Source organism: Paracoccus sp. SY (genome assembly GCF_002901215.1).
GTDB classification, from domain to species: Bacteria; Pseudomonadota; Alphaproteobacteria; order Rhodobacterales; family Rhodobacteraceae; genus Paracoccus; species Paracoccus acridae.
In genome coordinates this window covers 1-4,922 of sequence record NZ_NWMQ01000094.1, presented here as the reverse complement: position 1 = coordinate 4,922, position 4,922 = coordinate 1, and the positions used below count along the sequence as shown (strand labels likewise).

Below are 4,922 nucleotides of genomic sequence, written 5' to 3'. Positions count from 1 at the left end.
CCGGTAAACCCGGGGCGGTTCACTGATATCCACAAGACGTTCTTCCATAGTGATCTCCTAGGATTGCCAAGGTTGTCCTGGCTACGACGTCTCCTTGACGCCAATGATGACTCTCACAGTTGAACTCGGCAGAGCAGGAAGGCAGCGTCGTGGCGCTCACGGCAGAACCGCCCGACAGTTCTGGTCGACACCTCCAATCGCGCGAGCACCTTTCGCTTAGCCCTGATTGGCCTGTGCCGTCCGACCATGTGGCGGGGCCACTTCCTCGATCGCAGACATGACCGCATCGGTGAGGCTCGGTGGATCATGTGGCCCGCAGTTCAAGGTGCGATAACGGGCCCATGCTTTTGCCACCTATGTCTCTTCAGACCTCAACGTCGCCGGAAGGCGTCATAATCCCTGTTAATCCTGGCGTAAGCCAATGATCGCACAAGGCTTGGCTTGAGTGCAGCGGGCCGCACCTCGAACCATCCGATAGCCCGTCTGAATGCTTTTGCAATAATCCGCCGTATGCGATGGGACTTGCCAGAGCGTCCGCTGCAGTGAGGTTGGCACATTCGTTCGACATTCTTATAGGGAAAATCTTTATCTTAAGTGCCTTAACAAGACCTGGCGGGCCATGGCATGCGGCTGCATGGTTTACTGCTCGGAATAATGGTTCTTTTTCCAAGGAAACCCCGCTTCCTCGGCTATCTTCCGCGAGGCCTCGGCATCTTCAGGATCTTGCTCGCGATGGTCGACAGGGTACTCACCGATGGGTTGGTGCTTGGAGCGTTTGGAACTGGCAGGAAGTCGTACGGCCATGATGAGGCCCTCCATATGTCACGGGCAGAGTAGTCTGCCGCAACCTTTCGAACATGGGGTTGAGGAGATCACTTTACATCGGCCACCCCGACGCTAACTCGCAACGCAATGGGAAGGCAGGAAAGAAGGGCGGCCCCCATCCGGCAGGAATGCGGCCCTTGGCCACCCGCCGTCCCGATCAGCATGACGCCTGCGGTGAGCAGCTCTTTCCAAAGCTGGAGTATCCTTCTTCGAGGATAAAACAGGCAATCTAAAGCAAGGCAATGATATTTCTCACAAGTCCGCCCTGTTTTCTCTGCCGCGCAGCATTATGGAGTCAAGTATCGGCTCAGCTTGCCCTATAATCAGCATTAGCCTCTTATAACTGTCATGTTCTCTGGTTATGTTGCACTGCAGCAAGACATTCGGCGAATCCTTCTCGGATGATCCTGCCTGAGCTTCCTTGAGCAACCAGCATGTGATGTCTCCGCACTTCGGTGGGGCCTTTGTCGCTGGTTTCGGGTTCAAGCAAGCATATACGGAAGATATGTCCATGACCCTCCGCCAAACGATCCAGGCTGCTCCGGAAAAAGCCGCCGCGTTGATCACGAAGCTTTCGGCAACGTCGAACCAGGCGGTGAAATCCCGTGAAAGCCTCTACACGGAACTGAATGACGAACTTTCCCGCTACGTCGAGCTCGAAGAGCAGCACCTTCTGCCGCTGCTGCGCAAGCATCCGGAGACTAAGGATCTCGCCGTCAGCGCCCTGAAGGGCAACAAAGACTTGCGCGCATCTCTCGAAAAGCTGTCCGGTTTGCCGAAGGACAATGATGCGTTCTTGGCCGCGCTTGCCGACCTGAACAAGGGTTTCCAGCAGCATGTTCGCAACGAGCGCAAGGAGCTTCTCCCCGCCGTCCTCAAGGTGCTCAACGATGATGAGGCGGCCGCTGTAGCCTCCGACATCGAGGGTGCCGTCAAAGAGGCCGAAACCGCCAAGCGCGACGAAAAGCGCGAGGAGCGGGCGCAAGCCAAGCGGGACGCCGAAAAGGCCGAGCAGTCCGAAGCCGACGAGCGTGCAGCGGCCAGGGAGGCCAAGCGCGTGGAACAGGCCGAAGCAGAGCGTCAGGCGGCAGAGGCCGAGCGCGCCCTCGCGGCCGAGCAGGCTGTCGCCCGGACCAAAAAAGAAGCGGAGCGTATCGCCCGTGAAGCCACCGAACAGGTGGCCGAGGTGATGGAACGCAGCAGGGCCGCCGCCCAGGATCAGGCGCGCCAGATCGGCGAAAGCCTGACCGAGCGCGCCCAGCAGATGGCCTCTGACAGCCAGGAGGCCATGACGGTCTACCGTGACGCCGCGCGGATGCTGGCCGGGGATGTGCAGGTTGTCTCGACAACGTCGGCGGTCTCGGTGCAGGCGCTGTCAGACGTCTCTTCCGCTTGGATGGACTGGTTCGGCAAGGCTGCCCGCACCAACGCCGAGCTTTCCCAGCAGTTGATCGGATCGAGGACCTTGAAGGCCGCCGCAGAGGCTCAGAGAGCGTTTGCGACGAGTGTCATGCATAACTGGATGGAACGCCGCACGGCGATGCTGCAGATCGCACAGCGGAGTTCGCAGCAGGCGTTGAGCCCGCTTCAGGCGCGCGTCACGGAAACGGCGTAACAGCGCTCACGCTCGCATGAAGGGTTGCTGCACCATACGGTTGCGCAGCCCGGCGGCAGCATGGGGCGAGAATGGGACATTCTGCCCTGCCGCCGCCTCACTCGCTTGAACAAGGATAAGCTGATGATGATCGCTGCCATGAACGCTTGGGCCGAACTGGCAAAGGCCAGTTCCAATATGATGAACACCCATCTGCGCCTGAACGAAACAATGACCGCTTCCCGCAGCGTCATCGGAGCCCGGATGACGGTCATGGGCAAGGCGGCTTGCCGCCCTGCCCAAGGGGATTATGCCGAACTCGGTGGAATGATGCATGAGAAGGTTGTGGCCATCGCCAAGGTCAACGAGGCCCTTGTCGAGCAATGGTCGGCAATGATGGCTGACGCCACAAAGCAGGCGCAGCACCTCTGCGACCTGCTACTGGGCGCGCGCCCTTTGCGCGCGGGCGATGTGCTGGGCTTGGCAGAGCGTTCGATGGAGCATGCTACCCGCATGATCACACGCAGCATGGATACCGGCGGATTGGCCTTGGCGCCGGTGCATCTGCAAGCCACAGCCAACGTACGACGCCTGAGCGAGTAGGTTTGCGGCCGAGACGGTGATGACGCCTGGAATGGACCGATGCAGTTTGTATAACGAGTGACGCCTCGCCTTCGGCGGCGGGGCCTTTTTTGCCGGTGTCGCGCGAAGACAGCAAAGATCGGAACGCCATCGCATAGTTGCCGGTGATTTTCGATAATGCCTCCATTTCACCATCTGCCGCTGCGAGGAGAAGCCAGCTTCTCCTGACGGCCAGGCAGAGAGTTGCAGAGGCGGGAGACCTGGGGACCAAGTGCATGCGCGAAACATCGGCGCGGAGCAGTTCGTCCTTCTTTCCTTTCTTCCCCTGGGCTTGGCACTTAGGGGCAGGATCACTGATGCAAAACGACCTTATGCACCCCATGTTTTAAGAGGTGCGACAGAATGTTCTGTTCCTGCCTCACAGAGGGCCGGACAATGGCCGTACGAATTCCTGCCTCTCCAAAAGATGCACGAGCCGAGCCCAAGAGCGAGGACAAAGCCCTGGATGGCCGCCAGAATAGCCAAGACGACGAGGCTTCCCGGAAGATGGCCGACGAAGGCGACGTGTCCCAGAAGAAGAACCGCCTTCCTGATGAGGACGGTGCGATTGTCCACCTTAACGGTTCAGGCAGGAGTATCTGCCTTTACCTCATGAAAGAGTACAGAATGAACATAATTTACAAAACATCGCAGAACGAACGCCCGACGCTTGCAAATGCAGATGCACTGGTAAGTCCCGCAGCACAGCATGGTCTGTTCGCAAAAGCATTCTGGCGGGCTGTTGACTGGCTCGCTGGCGACCCTGCTGTTGTCACCCCAGTCAGGGTGCGGTCTCTGGCTGATGTCAGGATCAACAGCCATTACGACGCGCTTGGGCGCAGCTGACGTCTGAATGGATAAAGGTGGCGGCGGGGGAAACCTTGCCGTTCTTGGAGGGAACGCAACCCGCCTGGGTTCGCGCGTGCCTCTGCGCATTCAATGGTCGCGGGGCATGTTGCCTCACCCCCTCTTGCTTGTCGCTTGCCCCGGCATCCGTATCGTCTTGTGATCCCCTGGCCGTCTCCTCCTTGAAGGCTCTTGAAGACCAGCGGTTACGATAAGACGTAAATGCCGAACAGCATTTGATTGGCAGATGGTCCTGCGCGGGCAGCGGGCTTTGTGGCCTCACCTATAATATCAAATGGCTGTTCTTCAGTCTGCGCCATCTCGACATTAGGGGGACGGGCTAGCCCAAATGCGACTTCGGCTGCCGGGAGAGTTTCTCGCGTTTCTAGCCGCGTCCCTGGAGTGTAGCAGGGGCGGCGGCTTTGCTGTCGGTTACGGACAAAGCGTGCCACCTTTAGCGCGGCAGTTCCAAAGTTTGACTGCTTCTTCCAACGTCCGTAAGGCGCGCTGAATTTCATCTTGGATTTCTGCGATCTCATCCTCTCGGCAGGATTGGAAGGCTGTCACGCCATTGCGATAAGCCTCCATTTCCTGGAGACAGCTATCGAAAGCATAACGATCTTCGAAGGTATTAAAGGATCTGACGCAGTATGGCTCGGACGGCTCAAAGCACATTGCGCCCGCCGCGCCTGGTGAGACGAACGGTAACAAGGCGATCAAGGCGGCACGGATCACTAGCATAAGAAGTTGCCGCAGGTCACTTCAGCATCCGCAAGGGCATGCCTGGTCACATGCATCTGGAATACATTCTTTTCCAGATCGAACCCGACCGTGAAAACTTTCGACATGACCGCTCCCCTTTGTGGACCGATGCAGACCCACCTGGCATATCAGATGCCGTCAGGGGCGGCCGCATCATCAACGCCAACCCGACGCCTCTCGCCCCCCACCCCCTTGCTGGGGAAGCGCCCGCAGCGCCAAATTCGGAGGGCAAGGCTTAATTTTTCACACGCTGCTCCGGACAAGGACTGAGCGT

General features: G+C 58.6%; 4 protein-coding genes. 3 read left to right on the top strand and 1 reads right to left on the bottom strand.

From position 1 onward, the window contains the following. Positions 1–639: 639 nt before the first annotated feature. Complete coding sequence (locus tag CK944_RS23440; RefSeq protein ID WP_158248114.1) at positions 640–804, bottom strand: hypothetical protein; 165 nt, start codon at positions 802–804, stop codon at positions 640–642. 442 nt (positions 805–1,246) lie between these two features. On the opposite strand from CK944_RS23440, the gene CK944_RS21400 reads away from it, so the two are divergent. From CK944_RS21400 to CK944_RS21390, 3 genes are all read left to right on the top strand, one after another. Further along, on the top strand, positions 1,247–2,440 hold the full coding sequence (locus tag CK944_RS21400; RefSeq protein WP_146038749.1) for a hemerythrin domain-containing protein: 1,194 nt from the start codon (positions 1,247–1,249) through the stop codon (positions 2,438–2,440). Positions 2,441–2,563: 123 nt separating this feature from the next. Continuing rightward, entirely contained in the window at positions 2,564–3,022 is a 459-nt protein-coding gene (locus tag CK944_RS21395) for a hypothetical protein (RefSeq protein ID WP_103175073.1), read from the top strand. 414 nt (positions 3,023–3,436) lie between these two features. Further along, complete coding sequence (locus CK944_RS21390; protein WP_103175072.1) at positions 3,437–3,886, top strand: hypothetical protein; 450 nt, start codon at positions 3,437–3,439, stop codon at positions 3,884–3,886. The last annotated feature ends 1,036 nt before the right edge of the window (positions 3,887–4,922 follow it).